At 70.6% G+C, this 21901-nt stretch carries 19 protein-coding genes; 7 read left to right on the plus strand and 12 right to left on the minus strand.

Going from position 1 to position 21901, the window contains the following annotated elements; all coding sequences use genetic code 11:
• Positions 1 to 61 precede the first annotated feature (61 nt).
• A complete protein-coding gene (locus BWI15_RS06175) occupies positions 62 to 1774 on the plus strand; it encodes a metallophosphoesterase (protein WP_237771157.1) in 1713 nt (570 codons plus the stop codon).
• Here the strand turns inward: BWI15_RS06175 and BWI15_RS06180 are convergent, their stop codons facing one another.
• The 3 genes from BWI15_RS06180 to BWI15_RS06190 are packed head-to-tail and all read right to left on the minus strand — an operon-like array spanning position 1775 to position 4325.
• Entirely contained in the window at positions 1775 to 2491 is a 717-nt protein-coding gene (locus BWI15_RS06180) for a tyrosine-protein phosphatase (protein WP_077013337.1), read from the minus strand.
• The gene (locus BWI15_RS06185) at positions 2488 to 3600 is read right to left on the minus strand and encodes an iron-containing alcohol dehydrogenase family protein (RefSeq protein ID WP_077013338.1); all 1113 of its coding nucleotides are present in this window, start codon (positions 3598 to 3600) and stop codon (positions 2488 to 2490) included. Before BWI15_RS06185 ends, BWI15_RS06180 begins: the two co-directional genes overlap by 4 nt.
• Positions 3588 to 4325: a phosphocholine cytidylyltransferase family protein gene (locus BWI15_RS06190; RefSeq protein WP_077013339.1), complete on the minus strand. Its 738-nt coding sequence runs from the start codon at positions 4323 to 4325 to the stop codon at positions 3588 to 3590. The genes BWI15_RS06185 and BWI15_RS06190 overlap by 13 nt, the downstream gene beginning before the upstream one ends.
• 64 nt (positions 4326 to 4389) lie before the next feature.
• Between BWI15_RS06190 and galE the strand changes: the two genes are divergently transcribed.
• On the plus strand, positions 4390 to 5343 hold the full coding sequence (galE, locus tag BWI15_RS06195) for a UDP-glucose 4-epimerase GalE (RefSeq protein ID WP_077013340.1): 954 nt from the start codon (positions 4390 to 4392) through the stop codon (positions 5341 to 5343).
• A gap of 6 nt (positions 5344 to 5349) precedes the next feature.
• The gene (locus tag BWI15_RS06200; protein ID WP_143465426.1) at positions 5350 to 5760 is read left to right on the plus strand and encodes a folate/biopterin family MFS transporter; all 411 of its coding nucleotides are present in this window, start codon (positions 5350 to 5352) and stop codon (positions 5758 to 5760) included.
• On the opposite strand, the gene BWI15_RS06205 is transcribed toward BWI15_RS06200, so the two are convergent.
• The 6 genes from BWI15_RS06205 to BWI15_RS06230 all read right to left on the minus strand — a co-directional run bounded on the left by BWI15_RS06205 (position 5750) and on the right by BWI15_RS06230 (position 13934).
• On the minus strand, positions 5750 to 6499 hold the full coding sequence (locus BWI15_RS06205) for a class I SAM-dependent methyltransferase (protein WP_077013342.1): 750 nt from the start codon (positions 6497 to 6499) through the stop codon (positions 5750 to 5752). The genes BWI15_RS06200 and BWI15_RS06205 overlap by 11 nt on opposite strands.
• A 9-nt stretch (positions 6500 to 6508) precedes the next feature.
• Positions 6509 to 9658 carry a glycosyl hydrolase family 95 catalytic domain-containing protein gene (locus tag BWI15_RS06210; protein ID WP_143465427.1) on the minus strand — a complete coding sequence of 1050 codons (3150 nt, stop codon included), beginning with the start codon at positions 9656 to 9658 and terminating at the stop codon, positions 6509 to 6511.
• Between the two features lie 92 nt (positions 9659 to 9750).
• Positions 9751 to 10830, minus strand: a complete 1080-nt coding sequence (gene metX / locus BWI15_RS06215) for a homoserine O-acetyltransferase MetX (RefSeq protein WP_237771159.1) — start codon at positions 10828 to 10830, stop codon at positions 9751 to 9753.
• A gap of 49 nt (positions 10831 to 10879) precedes the next feature.
• Complete coding sequence (locus tag BWI15_RS06220) at positions 10880 to 12199, minus strand: bifunctional o-acetylhomoserine/o-acetylserine sulfhydrylase (protein ID WP_077013345.1); 1320 nt, start codon at positions 12197 to 12199, stop codon at positions 10880 to 10882.
• A gap of 254 nt (positions 12200 to 12453) precedes the next feature.
• A complete protein-coding gene (locus tag BWI15_RS06225; RefSeq protein WP_237771160.1) occupies positions 12454 to 13254 on the minus strand; it encodes an SDR family NAD(P)-dependent oxidoreductase in 801 nt (266 codons plus the stop codon).
• Complete coding sequence (locus BWI15_RS06230; protein ID WP_077013346.1) at positions 13254 to 13934, minus strand: TIGR03089 family protein; 681 nt, start codon at positions 13932 to 13934, stop codon at positions 13254 to 13256. The genes BWI15_RS06225 and BWI15_RS06230 overlap by 1 nt, the downstream gene beginning before the upstream one ends.
• A gap of 145 nt (positions 13935 to 14079) precedes the next feature.
• Between BWI15_RS06230 and BWI15_RS06235 the strand changes: the two genes are divergently transcribed.
• The 4 genes from BWI15_RS06235 to BWI15_RS06250 all read left to right on the plus strand — a co-directional run bounded on the left by BWI15_RS06235 (position 14080) and on the right by BWI15_RS06250 (position 18973).
• Positions 14080 to 15417, plus strand: coding sequence for a hemolysin family protein (locus BWI15_RS06235; protein WP_077013347.1), 1338 nt, complete (start codon positions 14080 to 14082; stop codon positions 15415 to 15417).
• Positions 15414 to 16532 carry a hemolysin family protein gene (locus tag BWI15_RS06240; protein ID WP_077013348.1) on the plus strand — a complete coding sequence of 373 codons (1119 nt, stop codon included), beginning with the start codon at positions 15414 to 15416 and terminating at the stop codon, positions 16530 to 16532. The genes BWI15_RS06235 and BWI15_RS06240 overlap by 4 nt, the downstream gene beginning before the upstream one ends.
• A gap of 192 nt (positions 16533 to 16724) precedes the next feature.
• A complete protein-coding gene (locus tag BWI15_RS06245; protein WP_077013821.1) occupies positions 16725 to 17825 on the plus strand; it encodes an NAD(+)/NADH kinase in 1101 nt (366 codons plus the stop codon).
• Positions 17826 to 17875: 50 nt separating this feature from the next.
• The gene (locus tag BWI15_RS06250) at positions 17876 to 18973 is read left to right on the plus strand and encodes a mannose-1-phosphate guanylyltransferase (protein ID WP_077013349.1); all 1098 of its coding nucleotides are present in this window, start codon (positions 17876 to 17878) and stop codon (positions 18971 to 18973) included.
• A 68-nt stretch (positions 18974 to 19041) separates the two neighbouring features.
• Here the strand turns inward: BWI15_RS06250 and BWI15_RS06255 are convergent, their stop codons facing one another.
• From BWI15_RS06255 to cofD, 3 genes are all read right to left on the minus strand, one after another.
• On the minus strand, positions 19042 to 19722 hold the full coding sequence (locus BWI15_RS06255; protein ID WP_237771161.1) for a DUF3105 domain-containing protein: 681 nt from the start codon (positions 19720 to 19722) through the stop codon (positions 19042 to 19044).
• A 123-nt stretch (positions 19723 to 19845) separates the two neighbouring features.
• A complete protein-coding gene (locus tag BWI15_RS06260; protein ID WP_077013351.1) occupies positions 19846 to 20820 on the minus strand; it encodes a coenzyme F420-0:L-glutamate ligase in 975 nt (324 codons plus the stop codon).
• On the minus strand, positions 20817 to 21794 hold the full coding sequence (cofD, locus tag BWI15_RS06265) for a 2-phospho-L-lactate transferase (protein ID WP_077013352.1): 978 nt from the start codon (positions 21792 to 21794) through the stop codon (positions 20817 to 20819). The genes BWI15_RS06260 and cofD overlap by 4 nt, the downstream gene beginning before the upstream one ends.
• Positions 21795 to 21901 lie beyond the last annotated feature (107 nt).

Genomic DNA, 21901 nt, shown 5'->3' on the forward strand with positions numbered 1-21901 from the left:
GGCTCGGCAACAATTGGCCACCGTTGCCGTGGCTGCCCCCGGCACCGCATAAGTTCTGCGGGTGAAGGATTCCCGCCCGCACGACCTGTCCGAGGAACAGCTCGGATTCCGCCGCCGGGGAGCCGTTCGCTGGCTCCTGCCGACCGTCCTGGCCAGTGCCGGACTGAAGGCCGTGCTGGCCGGCATCTTCGGCGCGTACGCCGACAAGCGCGAGCTGCAGAGCGGACTGCCGGCCAAGATCTACACCCACGGCGACGACGAGCTGTGGTTCGACTTCGTCGCCGATCTGGGCGACGGCTTCGACGCGACGTACTCGGTCGCCTCGGTGCTCGCGGCACCGGAGCTCGCACCGGGCGGAGACCTTCGGCTGCCCCGCGGTCAGGTGCTGGTGATGGGCGGCGACCAGGCCTACCCGTCCGCGTCCGCGACGGCGTACGAGGACCGCACGAAGGGCCCGTACCGCGCCGCGTTCCCGCGCGAGGGTGATGTGGAGGACCGGCCGACTCTGTTCGCCCTGCCGGGCAACCACGACTGGTACGACGGGCTGACGGCGTTCCTGCGGGTGTTCGCGCAGAGCCGTCCGGTCGGCGGCTGGGACACCGAGCAGAGCCGCAGCTACTTCGCGATCCAGCTGCCGCAGCGCTGGTGGCTGCTGGCGATCGACACCCAGTTCGACGAGTACATCGACGCGCCGCAGCTGGCCTACTTCCAGCGCGCGACCGCGCAGATGCGCGAGGGTGACGCGGTCATTCTCTGTACGCCGAAACCCGCGTGGATCAAGGCCGGATCGGGCGGCGACGCCCGCGGGTACGACGCGATCCGGTTCTTCGAGCGGCAGATCGTCCGGCCGGCCGGCGCGACCGTGCAGGTGATGTTGTCGGGCGACTCGCACCACTACGCGCGCTACGCCGAGCACGAGGGGACCGGGCAACGGATCACCAGCGGCGGCGGTGGCGCCTACCTGACCGCGACGCACCTGCTGCCGAAGACGCTCGAGCTGCCGCCGAAAACCTCGCGGGTGACCGAGACCGACGAGCACACGACCTTCGACCGGGCCCGGACGTATCCGTCCGCCGACCGGTCCTCGCGGCTGGCGAACGGGATCTTCCGGCTGCCGTGGCGCAACCCGGGCTTCTGGGGACTGACGGCGTTCCTGCAGACGGTGATCGCGCTGCTCGTGCAGTTCGGACTGGCCTCGGAACCGCACGGAGTGTTCGGCACGCTGGCGGTGTGGGCGCCGGCGGCGTTCGCGGCGCTGGGCACCGTCGTCGGCGGGGTGCTGTTCGCGCGGCTCGGGCTGGAACGAAGTTCGTTCGCCGCGGGAGTCGCCGGGGTGATCCACTCGGCGGCACATCTGGCACTGGCCGGCTTCTGGGCCGTGGTGCTGTACCGGCTGGAAGCGAACGCGGCCGAGTGGGTGACCGTGGTGGTCGCCCTGATCGGTACGCCGGTCGTCGTGGGGTTCGTCGACTCGCTGGTGGTCGGCCTCTACCTGTTGGTCGCCTGCCGGTTCGGGTTCAACACCAACGAGGTCTTCGCCGGCCAGAGCATCGAGGACTACAAGGGCTTCCTGCGGCTGCACATCGATCCCGAGGGGGCGTTGACGATCTACCCGATCAAGGTGCCGAAGGTCTGCCGGAAGTGGAAGGCCGATCCCGACGGCGCGCCGGGCACTCCCTGGCTGGTACCGGCCGACGGCCCGATCGTCACCGAGCTGATCGAGCAGCCGATCGAGGTCACCCGCGCGAGCGTCGCGGCGACCGCGCGGGTGTGACTACTCCGTCAGCCGGGCCTTCAGCACGGCGAGCTGCTCGTCGCTGAGACCGGCCCGACGCAGGTACGCCCCCGCGCCGCCGTACGTCGTGTCGAGGTGCCGCAGGATCGCGGTCATCGACTCGGCACGGGTGTCGCGGAACTCGAGCAGCTCCGGATGCCGCGACTCGTCGGGCTCGGCCGCGAGCTGCTCGGCCATCAACGCCGCCAGGTTGTCCCGGGTGAGGAAGTAGTCGGCGACGATCTCCTCCTCGCTGACGCCGGCCACCGCGAGCGCCAGCGCGACCACCACGCCGGTGCGGTCCTTGCCGCCGAAGCAGTGCACGACCACGGCCCCCGCGGGCGCGTCCAGGATCGCCTCGAACACCGCCACGAACAACTCGGGGTGCCGGTCGAGCATCTCCGTGCAGGAGTCGACGATCGTGGTCGCCGTACTGGGTGGGTCGGCCGGGTCCTGCAGCGGCAGGTGCAGCCCGATCGGGTCCTGCGTGAACGGCGTCGGGAAGCTGCTCACCTCACCGTGCGACCGCAGGTCGAGCACCCGGCTCACCCCGGCTGCGCGGATCGCCTCGACGGCCGCGGGCGTCAGGTACTGCAGGCTGTCCGCGCGGATCAGAGCGTGGTCGCGGATCCGCCCGCCGTCCGCGGTCGGCAGTCCACCGAGGTCACGCACGTTGCGGCACCCCGGCCAGTCCAGAACACGATCCGGTCCCGTCATCGTCCGGAGTCGCCGGCGTCCGAAGGCGGATGCGCCATGGACGCCAGTCGCGTGCGGACCTCGTCGTCGAAGCCGGCCACCACCTTCGCGATCCCGGCCGGTGTCAGCGCCGACTCCTCCAGCACGGTGATCCGGCCGGGCCTGGTCTGCGGCGCGTAGGCGACGACCTCGGCGAACTCGTCCAGGCTGAAGCCGAGATCCATGGGCCGGACCGGCAGTCCGTGCCGGTGCAGGCAGTCGACGGTGGTGTGAAAGGCGGTTCGGTCGCCGCGCAGGAACCACGCGAACGCCGCGCCCAGTCCGACCTGCTCGCCGTGGAAGGCGCGCCGATCCGGATGCATCAGGTCGATCGCGTGCGAGATCTCGTGACACGCGCCGGACGACGGCCGCGACGTGCCCGCCACCACCATCGAGATCCCGGACAGCACCAGTCCTTCGGCCAGCGTGGTCAGGAACTCCTCGTCGAGCACGCCGCCGGGATGGCTCTGCACCGCCTGCGCCGACGTCCGGGCCAGCGCCACCGCGAGTCCGTCGAGTTCCTCGCCGTGCGCGACGTGGGCGGCCTCCCAGTCGGCGATCGCGGACAGGTTCGAGACGATCTCGCCGATGCCCGAGCGGACCGACCGCGGCGGGGCCTGGGCGATCAGGTCGAGGTCCACGATCACCGCGATCGGCGCCGGTACGCCGTACGAGCCGCGGCCCGCGTCGTTGTCCAGCGTGCTGATCGGCGAGCCGATCCCGTCGTGGGCCAGGTTGGTGGCGACCGCGACCATCGGCAGCCCGAGGCGGGCGGCGGCGAACTTGGTCACGTCCAGCACGGTCCCGCCGCCGATCCCCACCACGGCGTCGTAGCGCTGTTGCCGGATCCGTTCGACCAGCTTGATCGCGGTGTTGATCGTGCCGCCGTCGACGGTGAACCAGTCGGCCTGCACCAGCCCGTGCTCGAAGGTCTTCTGCACGATCGGTCCGTACGTCGACCCGACCGCGATCGCGACCCGGCCGGACGTCGAGATGCGCTGGTCGGCCAGGACCGCGGCCAGCTCCTGCAGCGCCCCGCGCCGGACGTCGACGACCAGCGGCGTGGTGACGAACCGGGCTAGGAGGGGCATACGATCTCGCGGGCCCGGGCCAGGTCGGCGTGGTTGTCGATCTCGACCCAGTCGACCGCGCCGATCGGGGCGACGTCGATCCGGAAGCCCGCGTCGGCCAGCAGTTGGTAGCCGTCCTCGTAGTACTGGTCCGGGTCGTTCTCCCAGGTCTTGCGCAGCGCGTCGGCCAGGTCGCCGGCCGCGGCCGGCTCGATCAGCGTGACGCCGATGTACTCCCCGGTCGCGGTGGCCGGGTCCATCAGCTTGGTGATGCTGCGGACGCCGTGGTCGTCGTGCCAGACCACCTTCATCTCCTCGTCGGCCAGCTGCTTCTCGGTGTCGAGGGCAAGAATCAGCCGCCGGTCGCCGCCGCGCGCGTCGAGCAGCGTGCGCTCCACCGAGACCGGGTGCACGGTGTCGCCGTTGGCGAGCACGACGCCCTCGCCGAACAGGTCGCGGGCGCACCACAGCGAGTAGGCGTTGTTCCAGATCTCCGCCTTGTCGTTGTGCACCAGCTCCAGCCGGACGCCGTACCGGTTCTGCAGGTCGCCGACGCGCGCCTCGATCGCGCCCGCGGCGTACCCGACGACGATCGCGACGTCGGTCAGTCCGACCTCGGCGAAGTTGGCCAGGGTGAGGTCGAGCGGGGTGGTCTCCGCGTCGATCGGGACCAGCGCCTTGGGCAACGTGTCCGTGTACGGGCGCAGGCGGCGGCCGGCGCCGGCGGCGAGAACTAGTCCGATCATTGGCCGATGATACCGATTCGGACCGGTTCGGACAGGGGTTCGCCGGACTGGCAGGATAGGCAACATGACATGGCTGGTGACTGGTGGGGCCGGGTACATCGGAGCGCACGTGGTGCGGGCCTTCGCGGCGGACGGGATCGACGTCGTGGTGATCGACGACCTGTCCAGCGGGAAGCCGGAGTTCCTGCTGGACGGAGTGCCGTTCGTCGAGGCGAACCTGCTCGACACCGACACCGTCCGCAAGACCCTCGACGGGGTCAGCGGAGTGGTGCACCTGGCGGGCTACAAGTACGCCGGGGTGTCGGTCGAGAAGCCGATGCACACCTACACGCAGAACGTCAGCGCGATGGTGTCGCTGCTGAACGCGATGGCCGACACCGGGGTGCGCAACATCGTCTTCTCCTCCAGCGCGGGCGTCTACGGCACGCCGGAGGACGAGGTCGTCACCGAGCAGACCAAGCCCGACCCGCAGAGCCCGTACGGCGAGACGAAGCTCGTCGGTGAGTGGCTGCTGGCCGACCAGGCGAAGGCCGTCGAGCTGCACCACACGTCGCTGCGCTACTTCAACGTGGTCGGCTCCGGTGACCCGAAGGTGTACGACGCCAGCCCGTACAACCTGTTCCCGATCGTGTGCAACCTGCTCACCCAGGGCAAGGTCCCGCAGATCTACGGCACCGACCACCCGACCCCGGACGGTACGTCGGTCAAGGACTACGTGCACGTCGCCGACCTGGCCCGCGCGCACGTCGCCGCGGCCCGGGCGCTGGACTCCGGCAAGACCCTCGAGCCGGTCTACAACCTCGGCTCCGGCACCGGCACCAGCGTCCGCCAGATCATGGACGCCGCCCGCCGCGTCACCGGCATCGACTTCACCCCCGGCGAGGCCCCCCGCCGCCCCGGCGACCCGTCCCGCGTCGTCGCCTCCGGCGAACTCGCCGCCCGCGACCTGGAGTGGAAGAACACCCACACCGTCGACGAGATGTTCGCCTCGGCGTGGGAGTCCTGGCCGCGGTCCTGAGTCCCGATGGACACCGTCGATCGCCCGGCGGACCACCAGTCCGCTGGGCGGAGTGAGGGCCTGACCGGGTATCAGCCCGATGGGCCGAGCGGGGTGTGGCGGGCGGAACAACCCGCGCCCGGCTGTCCCTGCGGCCTGCCCGTGCAGCAGCCCTGGCGAACCCGGGACGACACGTTCAGCCCGGCTTCCTTCATCGGCGGCCTGTGCTGGTACGCCGTGGCGGCGTTGGCCTTGTTCGGCGGCTACTTGGCGTTCGGCTGGATCCTGGCCGGTGTGCTGGGTGGCGCGCTGATCGGATCGCTTGTTGTGCAGGCGGTTCGCCGGCACCGCGGGTTCTGCTGGTTGCGGCGCGCGCTGTGGTTCGGGGTCGCTGCGCCGGGTCTGCCGGTGAGGGTTGTCGCGGCGTTCAGTCCCTGACCGCGTCGAAGCAGGCGGCGGGAATCGTCAGGGTCAGTTCGCCGCGGCGGTTGAGTTCCTGTTCGACGGCGGTCAGGTCGGGAGTGACCTCGTGCCAGCCGTCGAGGAAGCCGAGGCGGATGAAGTAGTGGTTGAGCAGGGCCGTGCCATCGGCGAAGCGCCAGGTGAACTCGGTCTGGGTGACGCTCGCCTGGAAACCGGCGGACGTGAGGAGTTCCAGCGTGCCGTCGACGGTCGCGCGGTGGGCGAGGTGCTCGTCCAGCGCCCGGTGGTCGTCGAGGGTCTCCCGTAGTACGTCGTAGAACTCCTGCATGTGGCCGACCAGGTTGGTGCTGATCAGCAGCCGGCCACCGGGCCGGAGCACCCGATGGCACTCGGCCAGGACGACCGCCGCGTTGCTGAAGTTGTTGATGCCGAGGTTGGAGACCACCACGTCGACCGACTCGTCGGCCGGCTCCAGCGTGGCCGCGTCGGAGACCACCAGGTCGACGTCGGTGAGACCGAGGTAGGAGACCTTCCGGCGCAGCACGTCCATCGCGTCGGCCCAGGGATCGACCGCGATCACCCGGGCGGCCGAACGCTGGGCCAGCTCGACGGTCAGGAAGCCCGTCCCGGCGCCGATGTCCACGATCGTCTGACCACGGCGCAGCGGAACCCGGTCGAGGATCAGCTGCCCGAACGGCGCCGACCACAGCGGCAGTTCGTCGTAGTGGTCGGCGACGGCGCGATTGATCTCCACCCCGCCACGCTAACCACCGGCGGGGTGCAGCTTCACCTCCGCGATCGAGAGTGGGTTCGACTGCGACTCGAGCTGGATGCGGACGTAGCGGGCCGTGGTGTCGAGGTCCACCGAGGTCGGACTTCCGGCGACGGCGGTTTGCCGGAGGGCTGTGACGCCCGGGGTGTTGCGGGCTTCGGCCAGGGAGGTCGCGGTGATGGGGGATTCCGACGTCAGGATCCAGTAGTTGCTGAGCCGGTCGGAGCAGCAGTCGGTGCGGTTGTAGAGGGCCAGCTGGGACAGCGCCTCCGACCGGCCGAGGTCGACCTGCCACCAGGCTTCGGTGGAGGGCTCGGCGGTGTGGGTGACGGAGTTGTCGCCCCAGCTGCCGCTGGTGTTGCCGTCGACGGCTCTGGACGCCTCGGCGTTGTGCGCGGTGGTGCTCTGGGTGGCGGGTTTGCCGCGGGCGAGGTTGACGCGCCACAAGCCGGTTCCGGCGCGGGCAGTGAGTGTGCCGTCGGAGCTGGTGTGCTGCGCGGTCAGCGTGAAGTCGCCCTCGCCCGAGGCCATCGTCGGGGTGACGGTGAAGCTGGTGTGGAACGGCTTGCCCGGCTTGATCGCCGGAGTCTTCACGGTCGTGGGAGAGACCGTCCAGCCGTCGGGAGCGGTCAGCGTCAGGTCGCCGGCGGCGAGGGATCCGGTCAGTGAGGCCTTCACCTCAACGGGTTTCAGCGCGACGGCAGCTGGTGCGGTGAGTTGAAGTTGAGCCTTGGCCCGGACCAGGTACGTGCGCCCACCGGCGGCGTCGAAGGTGATGGTGTCGGCGGCGGTGCGCCGGTACTCGACGGCCCGGCCGTGCTGGTCGGTCAGCGTGAACGGCCCGGCGACGATTTTGTTGCGCAGGGCAACCTCCCGCGAGCGGTCCGGCCGGATCCTCAACTCCGACGCCGCTCCGGACGCCCAGGTCGCGCCGACGGTGATCGCGCCGCGCGCCCGCAGGCCGTCGTACGAACCCTTGTCGGCCCAGGAGTCGGGCAGCGCGGGCAGGACGTCGACCACGCCGGTGTGGCTCTGCAGCAGCATCTCCGCCACCCCGGCGGTCGCGCCGAAGTTGCCGTCGATCTGGAACGGCGGGTGGGTGTCCCACAGGTTCTTCAGCGTGCTCGTCTTGAGCTGTTCGGACAGCATCTTGTGCGAGTGGTTGCCGTCGAGCAGCCGGGCCCAGAAGTTGATCTTCCACGCCTTGCTCCAGCCGGTCCCGCCGTCCCCGCGACCCTCCAGCGTCTTGACCGCCGCGGCAGCCAGCTCAGGGCTCTCGGAAGGAATGATCTGCCGCCCGGGATGCAGCCCGAACAGCTGCGACGTGTGCCGGTGCTGATCGGTCGGGTCGTCCCAGTCCTCCTTCCACTCCTGCAGCTGACCCCACGAGCCGACCCTCGTGCCCGGGTCGAGCCGGCTCAGCACCGACGCGAGCTGCGCCCGGTACGCCGCCGACTCGCCGACCAGCGGCGCCGCCTCGGACAGGTTGGTGAACAGGTCCCAGACGATCTGCTGTGGCATCGCGGCGCCGGCGGAGTAGTCGCCGTGCTCGGGCGAGAAGCTCGGGCTGACCACCAGCTTCCCGTCGCGCGGATCGACCTGCAGCTCATCGATCCAGAACGCGGCCAGCTCCTTCATCAACGGGTATGCCCGCTCCTTCAGGAACCGCTTGTCCTGGGTGAACTGGTAGTGCTCCCAGTAGTGCTGCGCGAGCCAGCCGCCCGCGTCGGGCATCCAGAACGCCAGCGGGTAGCCGATCACACCGGTGAAGCCGAACGGGTTGGTCTGGCTGTGCACGACCCAGCCGTCCGCGCCGAACATCTCCTTGGCCGTCACCCGGCCCGGCGGGACCAGCGCGTCGACGAAGTCGAACAGTGGCGCCGTCGTCTCGCTCAGGTTGGTGGTCTCGGCCGGCCAGTAGTTCATCTGCAGGTTGATGTTGACGTGGTAGTCCGACCGCCAGGGCGGAGTGGTCGAGTTGTTCCACACCCCCTGCAGGTTGGCGGGCAACGGCGAGTTGTCCCGTGACGACGCGATCAGCAGATACCGGCCGTACTGGAAGAACAATGTCTCCAGCGCCTTGCGCGCCCGGGGAGTCGCCGTGCCGTCCCGGTACTGCGCGAGCAGCTCGTCGGTCGGCACGTCGGGCATCACCTGGCCGAGATCCAGATCGACCCGGTCGAAGAGTTTGCGGTGGTCGGCGATGTGCCGCGCCTTCAGTGCGCCGTACGGGAGCTTGCTCGCGGCATCCACCCGGCTGGTGACGCCCGCGTGCGGATCCTTGCCCCGGTACGTCGGGTAGACGTCGGAGTAGTCGGTGCCCGAGCTCAGCACGAGCACGGCGGAGTCGGCGCCCGCGACCGTGACGGTGCCGTCGGGGTTGTCGGTCCTCGTGCCGCCGGTGGTGATCACCTGCGCCTGCAGTTCGTACTTGAGGCCGTTGTCGTTCAGTGCGCCCTTCACCGTGATCCGGCCGCGCTCGGCGCTCGCGGTGAGCGTGCGGTTCGCCTCGCCGGTGAGGCTCGCGGTGAAGCCGACCTGGCCGCGGCGGTCGGCGCCGATCCGCGCGACGATCACGTTGCCGGGAGCGCTGGCGAAGTACTCGCGCGTGTGGCGGACGCCGTCCACGGCGTACTGGACGCCGGCGAGCGAGTTCTCGACGTCGAGGTGCCGCCGGTACGCCGTCGGTGTGCCGGAATGCCGCATGGCCAGCTTCAGGTCGAGCAGCGGCTGGTAGTCGCCGAAGCCGATCTCGTTCTGGGCCAGCATGGTGGTGGCGACGTCGGGGGAGACCTTGCGGTCGCGGTCGATCATCGCGCGGATGTCGGTCAGCGCGTTCGGGCGCGGGGTGCGCCAGTTGCCGAAGTCGTAGCCCTGTTGCGACCCGGGACCGCCGGTCCACAGGGTCTTCTCGTTGAGCTGCAGATGCTCGGTGCCGGTGCCGCCGAACACCATCGCGCCGCTCGCGCCGTTGCCGATCGGCAGCGCCTCGGACTCCCAGTCGGTGGCCGGTGCGGTGTACCAGAGCGCGAGCTCCCCGGGACTGCGCGGCGGTGGCGCGGCTTCGGACGGCTCCGAAGGCAGGGTCAGTCCGGCCATCACCGTTGCCGCAGCCAGTAGGGCGAAACCAGCAGTGCGCATCCGAGCCCCCACAGAGATCCGATGAATTTCGGACACTGTAAGCGGGCGGTCACACGGTGTCTACAGCTCGTCTCCATACGTCATAGGATCTCTCACCCGGTCAGCACCTCGGCGATCAGGCGACCCACCTGGTCCAGCTCGAGCAGAAAGCCGTCGTGCCCGTACGGCGACTTGACCAGGTGCAACGGGCCGGACGGCGGATGGGCGTCGACGAGTTCGGCGGACAGGCGGGGCGGGTAGAGGCGGTCGGAGTCGACAGCGGCCACGACCAGGCGGGCTCGCAGTCCGTCGAGTGCCTGGACCAGACCGCCGCGGTCGCGGCCGATGTCGTGGGAGTTCATCGCGCGGGTCAGGACGACGTACGAGCCGGCGTCGAAGCGGGTGGACAACTTGGTGGCGTGGTGGTCGAGGTACGACTCGACGGCGAAGCGGCCGTCGCCTTGGGGGTTGCGGCCGAAGCGGGTGGCGAGTTCGTACTCGGAGCGGTAGGTGACGTGCGCGATGCGGCGGGCGATGCCGAGGCCGGTGAGCGGGGCTTCGCCGGTGTCGTAGTAGTCGCCGCCATGCCAGTGTGGATCGGATTCGATCGCGGCGAGTTGCGGTGCGCACCAGGCGATCTGCTCGGCGGTGGCGTAGCCGGTCGACGCCAGGACGACGGCCGTCGCGACTCTGTCCGGATGGAGCAGAGGCCATTCGAGCGCACGCATCCCGCCCATCGAGCCGCCGATCACCGCCGCCCAGTGATCGATGCCGAGGGCATCGGTCAGGGCGGCCTCGGCGGCGACCTGGTCCCGGATGGTGATCGCCGGGAACCGGCTGCCCCAGGCGCGGCCGTCGGGCGCCGGGGACGACGGCCCGGTCGAACCCTGGCAACCACCGAGCACGTTCGCCGCCACGACGTACCAGTCGTCCGGGTTCAGGTAGGCCGGGATCAACCCGTCCCACCAGCCCGGCGTCGGCTGCCCGGGCCCGGCCGGACCGACCACATGCGCGTCCCCGGTGAGCGCATGGCAGATCAGGACGGCGTTGTCGGCGGCCGCGTTCAGCCGTCCCCAGGTCTCGTAGGCGATCGTCACCCCGGGCAGCGATCCGCCGTACTCCAACGGCAGTTCGCCGACGGTCACGAACCGCCGGGCGCCGGCGGGATCGCCCGCCCGCCACCCACCGGCCACCTGACCTGGTGAGGGATCCGTTACGGGCGGGCGATCCCGGTCCATGGGGTCAGGCCGTCTTCGCCGCGGCGAAGCCGGTTTCGAGGTCGGCGAGAATGTCGTCGACGTGCTCGATGCCGACGGCCAGGCGGACCAGGCCCGGGGTGACACCGGCGGCCAGCTGGTCCTCGGCGGACAGCTGGCTGTGCGTGGTCGAGGCAGGGTGGATCACCAGCGACCGCACGTCACCGATGTTGGCGACGTGGCTGTGCAGCTGCAGGGCGTCGACGAACCGCTTGCCCGCCTCGACGCCGCCCTTGATCTCGAACGCGATCACGGCCCCCGCGCCGCGCGGCGCGTACTTCTGCGCCAGCGCGTGCCACGGCGACGACGGCAGGCTCGCGTACGCGACGCTCTCCACCTCGTCGCGACCCTCCAGCCACTGTGCGACCTTCAGCGCGTTGTCGACGTGCCGCTCGATCCGCAGCGACAGCGTCTCCAGGCCCTGCGCGATCAGGAACGCGTTGAACGGCGACACCGCCGGGCCGAGGTCACGCAACCACTGCACGCGCGCCTTGAGGATGTACGCGAGGTTGCCCAGCTCGCTGCCGACGCCGAGTGCCTGGGCGTAGGTGAGGCCGTGGTAGCTCGGGTCCGGCTGGTTGAAGCCGGGGAAGCGCTCCGGGTTCGCCGCGTAGTCGAAGTTGCCGGAGTCGACGATCACGCCGGCGATCGCGGTGCCGTGGCCGCCGAGGTACTTGGTGGCCGAGTGCACGACAACGTCCGCGCCGTGCTCGATCGGACGGATCAGGTACGGCGTGGCGACGGTGTTGTCGACGACCAGCGGGACGCCGTACTCGTGCGCGACCGCGGCGACGCCCGCGATGTCGAGGATCTCCGACTTCGGGTTGGCGATCGTCTCGGCGAACAAGACCTTGGTGTTCGGCCGGATCGCGGCCTGCCAGGAGGCCAGGTCGTTCGGGTCGTCGACGAACGAGACCTCGATGCCGAGCTTGGGGAAGGTGTAGTGGAACAGGTTGTACGTGCCGCCGTACAGGCTCGGGCTGCTGACCACGTGGTCGCCCGCCTCGGCCACGTTGAGCAGGGCCAGCGTCTCGGCCGCCTGACCGGACGACACCAGCAGCGCGGCTGTTCCGCCTTCCAGGCTGGCGATCCGCTGCTCGACGGCGTCCTGGGTCGGGTTCTGGATCCGGGTGTAGATGTTCCCGAACTCCTGCAGGCCGAACAGGCCGGCCGCGTGGTCGGTGCTGTCGAAGGTGTACGACGTGGTCTGGTAGATCGGCAGCGCCCGGGCCTTGGTGACCGGGTCGGAGGTCTGGCCGGCGTGGATCTGCCGGGTCTCGAAGGACCAGCTCGGGGTGTTAGTCATACAAAGACGATAGAGTTACTGCACTTTGAAGCCGGATGACCGTCCGCATCGTGAACACTGGCCCGATGACGACGCCTGGCGCTACGTGCTGCGGATGGCGTCACCGCCGAGTTCGCCGACACCGACCAGGGCACGGCGCTGCGCGTGCTGATCCGCTCGCAGGACACGGCGAACCGGGACGCGGTGCTCGCGTCCGGGGTCGCGGCCGGCTTGGAAGCCGGATACGCCGTACTGGAACAGGTGGCGCGGGAGCCCTAGTCCGTCTCGGCTGCGTGGTCCTTGCTCCACGGGCCGGACGGGGTGAGGTCGACCATGTTCGGGCCGAGCAGGATGCCGCCTTCGACGGGGAGCAGGACGCCGGTGATCCAGGCGGCGTCGTCAGAGGCGAGGAAGGCGACCGCCGCGGCGATGTCCTCGGGTTCCCCGACGCGGCCGAGCGGGTAGGCGGCGGCGAAGCGTTCCAGCGTCTCGAGCTGGTTGTCCCAGTTCGGCGTACGGATGGTGCCGGGGGCAACGAGGTTGAAGCGCACGCCGCTGCTGCCGTAGCGGGCGGCGAAGTTGTTGGTCATCGCGATCTGGCCGGCCTTGGCGGCGGAGTACTCGAGGTTGCCGAAGGCCGCCAAGCCGTTGACCGAGCTGATCGTGACGACGTTGCCGCGCGACTCCAGCAGGTGCGGCAGTGCGGCCTGCACACATTGCGCGGCGCCGACCAGCGTCAGGTCGAGCTGCCGGTGCCAGTCCTCGGCCGACGTCTCCTCCGGCAACGAACTCACGATGCAACCGCCGGCGTTGTTCACCAGGACGTCGAGCCGGCCGAACCGTTCGACCGCCGCCGCGACGGCCGCGTCGATCTCGTCCCGGCGGGTCACGTCGACCTTGACCGCGAGCGCCTGCCCGGCGCCGATCCCGGCGACCACCTCGTCGAGTTTGTCCTGCTGCAGGTCGGTGACCACGACCGCGCCGCCCTCGGCCGCGATCCGCCGGGCCACCGCGGCCCCGATGCCCTGGGCCGCTGCCGTGACCAGCGCGACCTTGCCCTCGAACCGCTGCACCATCAGTCCTCCACGACCCGATCGACCTTCTCGTCCGCGAGCCGTCGCTCCAGCTTGGCCGGATCGAGGTTGCGGCAGAGCACGATCGAACCACCTCCGGAGATCACCCCGACCAGCAGCCCGAGCCCGGCGGGGTCGACCAGGTCGCGGGTGACCAGGATCCGCTCCGCGATCGGCGTCGCGGCCGCGATCACCTCGGCGTGCGTGCGTCCGTCGTACGCCGGGCTGCCGGGCGTCGGCGGGTTGAACGGCACGAACAGGTCGGGGTGGTTGTAGACCTCGGCGCCGTAGTCGTGCACGCCCTCCGGCACCGGGTCGCGGAAGCGCCCGCCGAGCGGCAGCAGCGCGGACGCGATCGACTCGCGGTTGCCGCGGACCCGGAAGTCCGGGCCGGTGATCGCCAGGTCGCCCTCGCCGGTGGTCACCGACGCGCCCGCCGACCAGGTGGCCAGCGCCCAGACGACGCCGAGCCAGTGCGGCGGCAGACCGATCGCGACGGTCTCCTCCGGCTCCAGCTCGTACTCGTCGACGAGCAGGTTCGCGGTCTTGGCGACCCAGTTGGCGGTGGTCACCGCGCTGAGCTCGATCCGCTCGCCGGTGACGTCGTCGTAGTAGGTGAGAAACGGGCTGGCGCCGTCGCGGCGTACCGCGGCGGCGAAGAGTTCGGGCAGGGTTCCGGCCATGCCTCGCAGCCTACGTTCGCCGCCCGGAGTTGGCGTGGCCGGGGAGAAAGAAGGATTCAGCAGACCCCTCCGGCGGTCTTGGGCACGCGTCATCTGCACCGCTCCATCGGGCGGCGAGGCGGTGCGTGCCTTGTAGGGTCGGTGCATGCTGATCCTGATCGGCCTCGCGCTGATCCTGGCCCTGACTGTTGCCACCGGCTACTTCGTCGCGCAGGAGTTCTCCTACGTGGCGGTGGACCGTAGCCGCCTGCAGGGTCTGGCGGCGGAGGGCGACGCGGCCGCGGCCCGGGCGCTGAAGGTGACCGGGCGGCTCTCGTTCGTGCTGTCCGGGGCTCAGGTCGGGATCACCGTGACCGCGCTGCTGGCCGGGTACGTCGCCGAGCCGTACCTGGGCGAGGGGCTGCAGAAGATCCTCGGTACGGCGGGAGTGCCCGAGGGCGTCAGCCTGACCGTGTCGGTGGTCGCGGCGCTGCTGCTGGCCACGATCATCCAGATGGTGTTCGGCGAGCTCGCCCCGAAGAACCTGGCGATCGCCCGGGCCGAGGCGATCGCGCTGCGGCTGTCCCGCTCGACGCTGATCTATCTGGCGGTGGCCGGGCCGGTCATCCATCTGTTCGACGCGACCTCGAACCGGATCCTGCGCCGGGTCGGCATCGAGCCGGTCGAGGAGTTGCCGCAGGGCGCGACCGCGCAGGATCTGGACCGGATCATCGCCACGTCGTACGAGCAGGGGCTGCTGGATCAGGACACCACCCGCCTGCTCGACCGCGGGCTGGACTTCCGCGGCCGGCTCGCGGGTGAGGTGATGGTCCCGCGGGTGGACGTGATCACCGTGCACCAGGACGACCCGCTGACCCGCGTCGTCGAGCTGCTGGACACCGGGCACAGCCGGTTCCCGGTGGTCGCCTCGTCGGTCGACGAGGTGGTCGGCGTGATCGCGATCGGCGACGTCGTCGAGGTGGAGCCCGGCGACCGGCACCACGTGACGACAGGCGCGCTCGCGGCGGCTCCGGTCGTCGTACCGGACACGTTGCCGCTGCCCGCCGTCCTGGAGCAGCTGCGGACGACGCACCGGCAGCTGGCGATCGTGGTGGACGAGTTCGGCGGGTTCGCCGGGGTGGTGACGCTGGAGGACGTCGCCGAGGAGCTGGTCGGGCCGATCCGGGACGAGGACGACCTGCCGGAGAGCGACCTGATCGACAACGGCGACGGCAGCTGGATCCTGCCGGCCCGCTGGCGGCTCGACGAGGTCGCGGAGGCAACCGGGATCTCGCTGCCGGAAGACGAGGACTACGACACGGTGTCCGGCCTGGTGATGGCCCAGCTCGGCCGGATCCCGGTGGTCGGCGACGAACTGGTGATCACGCTGCCGCCGCGGTTCGACCACGACGGACGCGCGGTGCCGCTGGAGCGCGCGCGGCTGACCGTACAGACAGTACTTCGGCATGTGCCCGGCCTGGTCGTCCTGGAGCGGTGGTCATGAGTACGTCGGTCGCACTGCTGATCTCGCTGGTCCTGCTGATCTGCAACGGGTTCTTCGTCGCCGCGGAATTCGCGCTGGTCGCGTCGAAGCGGCACCGGCTCGAGCAGGCGGCGGCACAAGGCAGCCGGGCGGCCCGGGCGGCGATCGCCGGGGTGAGCGAGTTGTCGCTGATGCTGGCCGGGGCGCAGCTCGGGATCACGTTGTGCACGCTGGGACTGGGATCGCTGTCCGAACCAGCGGTCGCGCATCTGCTGCATCCGCTGTTCGAGCTGGTCGGTCTGCCGGAGAACGTCGGGCATGTGATCGCGCTGATCATCGCCGTGGGCGGCATCGGTCTGCTGCACGTGCTGCTCGGGGAGATGGCACCGAAGTCTTGGGCGATCAGTGATCCGGAGCGGTCGGCGCTGATCCTGGCGATGCCGTTCCGCGGGTTCACCTGGGTCTTCCGGCCGCTGCTGCTGGTGCTGAACTGGCTGGCGAACATCTGCGTCCGGGCGGTCGGCGTGACACCGCAGAACGAGATCGCCAACGCGCACGGCCCGGACGAGCTGCGACTGCTGATCGAGTCGTCCGGGGAACACGGCACGCTGGCGGCTGCCGAACACGACCTGCTGACCGCGATGCTCGCGCTGCAGAACACGACGGTCGCGCAGGTGATGACACCGACCGCCCGGCTGGCGACAGTACGGGCCGAGGCGTCGGCGCGAGACGTGGAGCTCGCCAGCCGGCAGCAGGGGCGGTCGAGGCTGGCGGTCGTGTCGGTGGAGACCCGGACGCTGTGCGGCATCGTGCACGTGCGCGACGCGGCCCGCGCGACGACGGGTGGAGGCGTGACGCTGCGCGCGGCCGACCTGATGACCGAGCCGTTGCGGTTGCCGGCCGACACCCCGGTCGCGGCGGCGATCCGGGTGATGCGCGAACGACGCTCGCAGCTGGCCGTCGTCGAGCAGGACGGGCATCCGGTCGGGGTGGTCGCGCTCGAGGACCTGCTGGAGGAGGTGATCGGGGAATTCGACGACGAGACCGACCCGATCATCACGGCCGCCCGCGAAACCAGCCAAGCAACCGCCCGCGAACCCGGCCCTGCCACCACCCCCGACCCCCGAGAAGCCTGACCCGGCACCCGCCCCGGCCGCCCAACCCCAGCCCCGGCTCGGAGGAGTCGGGCGTGGTCATGGCTGCCACGGCGCCGAGCGGATGTCAGGGAAATGTCGGCTGTCGGTGGTGATCTTGTCCCGACGCCCTACGGTGGTGCAGGACAGGACCGGAGTACCGTGCCGGTCCCGCCGTCGGAGAAGGAGAACGCCGTGCCCATCAGTCGACTCGGTCTGGTCGTGCACCAGGGCCGTCCGCTCGCCGTGCAGGCCGCGGAGGTGGTCCGCGCCTGGTGCAAGGACAACGACATCGGCTGCACCGACATCGACGTGTGGAAGCAGCACGAGGGCCGCCGCGGCGGCATGGACGAGCTGCACCACGCCGGCAACCCCGACCTGGTCGTCACGCTCGGCGGCGACGGCACGTTCCTGCGCGGCGCCCGGATCGCGGCGAAGAACGACGCGGCCGTGCTCGGCGTCGACCTGGGCAAGGTCGGCTTCCTCACCGAGGTCGCCTGCAGCGACGTCGAGGAGGCGCTGGAGGCGGTGCACCGCGACGAGGCCACGATCGAGAAGCGGATGACGCTGACCATGCGGGCGTCGCGCAAGCTGGAGATCCCGGTCGGGATCGACGCGCTGCTGCGGTACGGGCACGGCCCCGCGCTGCCGCCGCCCGCCGTCCGGACCGACGGCGACGGCGACGGCTGGGGCGTCGCGCTGGACGTCACCGCGCTGAACGACGTCGTGCTGGAGAAGCTGGCGCGCGACCACCAGGTCGCGCTCGGCGTCTACCTGTCCGGGCGGCTGCTGGCGTCGTACTCGGCGGACGCGGTGATCGTGGCGACGCCGACCGGCAGTACGGCGTACAGCTTCGCGGCGGGCGGGCCGATCCTGTCGCCGAACACCGAGGCGATCGTGTTCACGCCGGTCGCGCCGCACATGACCTTCAACCGCACGGTGGTCGCCGCGCCGAACGAGCCGGTCGGGCTGCGCGTCCTGCCGCACTCCGGCCCGGCCGCGGTGTCGATCGACGGCCAGTTGCGCGGCGTACTCGATCCGGGGGACTGGATCGGGGTCTACGGGTCGCCGCGTCCGCTGCGGCTGGTCCGGCTGCGGCCGACCGACTTCTACGGGCGGCTGCGTGACCGCTTCCGGCTCACCGACGCCCCCGCGACCGGCATCGACGGTGAGTCGGAACGGATCTGGCGGCCCGAAACCCCGGTGCCCGCCGACATGGCACACCTTCGCCTGCCGCCCGCGGCGCCCGCTCCCGAACGGCCGGCCAACCCGGCCTGCGAGGTTCCGGAGGAATAACACCAGCTGACCGGGTTGTCTGGTCGGTGGGGCAGGTAGGGTTCCTCCTCATGCGGAACGTGGTGATTCTGGCCGGCGGGTCGGGGACTCGGCTGTGGCCGTTGTCCCGGGCGGACAAGCCCAAGCAGGTCCTGCCGTTGGCGGCGGGCAACTCGCTGCTGCGGGTGGCCTACGACCGGCTGCGGGGATTGGTCGACCCGGCCAACATCTACGTCTGCACCGTGGCGGCGCACACCGAACTGGTCCGCGAACAGCTGCCCGAACTCGGTCCGAACAACATCATCGGCGAGCCGGTCGGCCGCGACACCGCGAACGCGGTCGGCCTGGCCTCGGCCGTGGTCGCGCGCAACGACCCCGACGCGGTGCTCGCGATCGTCGGGTCGGACCACCTGATCACGCCGGAGGCGGAGTTCCGCGCCGCGATCGAGAGCGGGTTCGAGCTGGTCGAGCAGCGGCCGCGGTCGCTGGTCACGTTCGGGATCGAGCCGACGCATCCGCACACCGGCCTGGGGTACGTCGAACGCGGCGACGCGATCGACGGTACGTCGGCGTACGTGGTCGACCGCTTCCGGGAGAAGCCGGACCGGGCGACCGCCGAACAGTACCTGGCCACCGGCCGGTTCTGGTGGAACTCCGGGATGTTCGTCTGGCGGGCCGAGACCGTGCTCAGCGTGCTCGACGCGCTGCTGCCCGAGTCGGCCGCGCAACTGCGCCAGGTCGCCGCCGTCTGGGACACCCCCGACCGCGACGCGACGCTGGCCGAGATCTACCCGACGTTGCGCAAGATCAGCGTCGACTACGCCGTGATGGAACCGGCCTCCCAGGGCAAGGTCGACGCCGACGTAGTGGTCGTCCCGATGCCCGTGCACTGGCTCGACGTCGGCTCCTGGGCCGCCCTGGCCGGCACCTACGAGGTCGATGCCAAGGGCAACCGTCACGACGGCTCCGCGCTCAGCTGCCTGCTCGACTCCCACGACAACGTGATCGTCACCGACGACCCCGACCACCTGATCGCCGCGGTCGGCCTGCGCGGCCACATCATCGTGCACACCCAGGACGTCACGATGGTCTGCCCACTGGCCGACGGCGAACGCGTCAAGGATCTGGTCGCCCAGGTCCAGTCCGACCACGCGGCACGCTACGTCTGAACCGGTACGCCGAAAGGGCGCCTGATCCGTCCCGGACCAGGCGCCCTTTTCGCTGAGTGCGGCGGCGATCAGCCGCCGTTGGGCTCCTGGGCGTCCATGGCCGGGTACTTCTCCATGAACTGGTTCAGGGCCTCGCCGGAGACCGAGCTGCAGAACTGGCGGTGGCCGAGGGCCGTGGTCTGGCCCTGGGTGTTGCCGCTCCAGTGGGAGAAGGCGATCTGCTTGCCCTCGGGCCAGGCGGCGCCGTCGGTCTCCTTGAAGGGCGCGGCGATGAACTTGCCGAGCGAGGAGTCGGGCAGCTTGGCCTTGGAGATGTTCTCGATCTGGTCGATCTGGTCCTGCGGCAGGGTGTCGCGGTACCAGAGGATCGTGTAGCCGTGCTCCAGGTTGTGCACGAGGTTCGGCACCGGCGGGCGGTCGTCGGTGCTGTAGAACTTCTTCCCGAACGGCGCCCAGGTGTTGTAGTGAGGGCCGGAGGACGGCGGGGACACCGGGTAGTTGATGACCGTGCCGTCGGGCTCGTGCACGAGGGTGCCGCTGGCCTTGTCGTCGATGATCTTGTCGCACGACGCGGCGGAGGCGGACACACCGAAGGAGTTGACCGCCTGGTCGCGCGTACGGGAGTCCTGGATCAGTTTGATCGCCGGGTAGGCGATGATCGCCAGGCCGACCAGGATCGAGGCGGCGACGATGATCAGCGTGCGGCGCTTGTCGGACCGGGCCTGGTCCCGCTGCATCTTCTCGATCATCTCGCGGCGCGACTGCTTCTGCGACGACGCTTTACCCACAGTGATTGGTCTTCCGATCCGGGCGGTCCGGCGCCGCCGTGCGGATGCAGTGTACGCAGTCCGCCTGAGAGGTTGCCTAGAAAACTACGTCGACCGTGAGCCGAACGTGACCGTCGCCTCACTGCCCGAACCCGTGCGGACCGTCACGCCGTAGCCCTCCGCGTGCAGCAGCACGGCCAGCCGCTCGGCGATGATCCCGACCGCGACCGGGTTGTCCCCGAACACCGCGATCGAGTTGTCCAGCACCTCCAGGTGCACGTCCTCGTCGTCCGCGAGCAGCCCGTCCCACAGCGAGGGGTCCACCTCGCGCGGGCCGGCCGGCGGCGTCCGCTCCAGTGCGGCGGCTCGCGCGGCCTCCCGCGTGCCGAGGCTGAACATGTCGCTCGCCGCGTCGCGCACCAGCGCCCGCGCCCCCGGCCCGTCCTCGCCGACCGGCAGGACGACGTCCGCCAGCCCCCGCAGTACGGCGACCGGCACCCCGTCGGCCTTGCCCTTCACCAGCTCGCCCGCCGACGCGATCTCGTCGGCGACAGCGGGCTCGGTGACGGCCAGCACGTTGCCGTGGCTGTCGGTCGTCCCGCGCAGGTCCTCCACGACCCGTACGCCGGCCGCGCCGATCGCCAAATCGACCTGCCCGACCCGCCACGGCCGCCCGAGCGTGTCCGTGACGACGACGCCGACGTTCACGTCGTACCGGTCCTTCAGGGCCGCGCGCAGCCGGCGAGCCGACAGGTCGGGGTCGACCGGGAGCAGCAGCACCGTGCCCGGGGCGGTGTTCGACGTGTCGGTGCCCGCGGCGGCCAGCACCAGCCCGTGCCGGGTCTGCACGATTCGCGTGTCCCCGCGCCGGGCGACCACCCGCACCAGCTCGTCGTCGATGGCCTCGTCGCGGCTGCCCGTGCTCAGCCGGCCCTCGGCCTTGCTGACGATCTTCGACGTCACCGCCACCACGTCGCCGTCGCGCAGGTCGGCCGCCTCGCCGATCAGCCCGGCCAGGTCGTCGCCGGCCGCCACCTCGGGCAGTCCGGCGACCGCGAAGATCTCCAGGTGCTTCCTCATCTGCGCAGGGCCTCCGCCAGGCTCAGGGCCGCGTCGGCCATCGCCGCGGTCGTGGTCTCGTCCGTCATCCACAACGGCACCGCCTGGGCGTGAATTCCGGCCCCGGCGATCGAGTCCAGCTGGGCGGAGTCGGAGGTGTCGATCAGCCAGCCGTCGATCACGCCGTCGCGGGCCCGGGCGCCGTAGTACCTGGCCACCGCGGACGCGGTCGACTCGACCCCGACGGCCGCGAGCACCTTGTCGGCCATGCCGCGGACCGGGCCGGTGCCGATGATCGGCGACAACCCGATCACCGGGGCCGCGGTCTTCTGCACCGCCTCCCGGATCCCCGGGACGCCGAGGATCGTGCCGACCGAGACCACCGGGTTCGACGGCGGCAGCAGCAGCACGTCGCAGTCGGCGATCGCGTCCAGTACGCCGGGCGCCGGCTTGGCCTTCTCCGACCCGACGGCGACGATCTGGTGCGCGGGCACCTCGGCGTGCAGCCGGACCCAGTACTCCTGGAAGTGGATCGCCTTCTTGGTCCCCGGGTTGTCCGGGTCGTCGATCACCACGTGGGTCTCGACCCGGTCGTCGCTCATCGGCAGCAGCCGCACCGGCAGCTTCCACCGCGCGCACAGGGCCTGGGTCACGGCGCTCAGCCCGTACCCGGCGTCCAGCATCTGGGTCCGGACCAGGTGGGTCGCCACGTCCCGGTCGCCGAGGCCGAACCAGGTCGGCTCCACGCCGTACGCCGCGAGCTCCTCCTTGATCACCCAGGTCTCGTCCTCGCGCCCCCAGCCGCGCTCCTTGGAGATCCCGCCGCCGAGCGTGTACATCACCGTGTCCAGGTCCGGGCAGACCCGCAGGCCGAACAGGGTGATGTCGTCCGCGGTGTTACCGATCACCGTGATGTCGGCGTCCGGTCGGGCCTTCAGCAGGCCGCGGAGGAAGGTGGATCCGCCGATGCCACCGGCCAGCACTGTCAATCGCATGGGAAGAGTCTGCACGAGTCGTCAATGCGACGGCCCACCGCACGACTATGCTGCCGTGGGTCCGAAGTGTGTTATCCGTAGTCGCCTTTCCTCTCGCTAGGCCCCCA

The sequence above is a fragment of the Kribbella sp. ALI-6-A genome (assembly GCF_001984195.1).
GTDB lineage: Bacteria > Actinomycetota > Actinomycetes > Propionibacteriales > Kribbellaceae > Kribbella.